We start from the raw sequence: 642 nt of genomic DNA on the forward strand, positions 1-642 counted from the left end.
GTGCCCGGCTCGGCGTGACAACGCGCAGCGGCATCATGCCCTATGTGACGGGCGGCCTGTCCTCCGCCAAGGTGAGCAACAGCTTCGCGACCAGCAACGGGCGAACATCTGTACCGAGGTCAACCGTAAGGAAGATGCCTGGGGCTGGAACGTCGGCGGCGGCGTTGAAGCCAAGGTCGCGAAGAAACTCTCGATCGGTGCGCGCTACCTCTACACCCGCTATAATGCCGGCGATTACCGTGTCGATGTCGGTGCCGGAACGGCGCCTGCGACCAATCCCTTCCGCATCACCCCTTCGGGCGGAGCCAGCATCAATCGCGGCGACAAGTTCGACACTCAGAGCGTCATGGCGACCAGCAGCTTCCGCTTCTGATCGCGCTGACCTGAGGGCAGCTTCGAACATCCTGCACCACCTTGCAGTTGCCCTCATTGGTAACCGCGCTACGCATTCTCAGCGGAACAGTTTCAATCCAAATTGCTCGAATGGAGCGCGGTGCTCGCGGCTATTCACAGGATGTAGTCCCAATCAGGAAGTCCAGCATCTCCCTTAACAGGCTGCGGAAAAAGGCGCTTGCCTTGATGTGGCATTGCTGATTCCAGGATCCCGTAGAGGGATGTTGAAGGGATCGGGATGCGCGGCGG

Annotated in this window: 1 protein-coding gene; it reads left to right on the forward strand. The window is 60.3% G+C overall.

The window, feature by feature from the left end; translation table 11 throughout:
• On the forward strand, positions 1 to 373 hold a 373-nt coding region (locus LH128_RS29540; protein WP_008833375.1), incomplete at its 5' end, for an outer membrane protein.
• Between the last annotated feature and the right edge of the window lie 269 nt (positions 374 to 642).

This window comes from Sphingomonas sp. LH128 (assembly GCF_000293195.2).
Taxonomy (GTDB): domain Bacteria; phylum Pseudomonadota; class Alphaproteobacteria; order Sphingomonadales; family Sphingomonadaceae; genus Novosphingobium; species Novosphingobium resinovorum_A.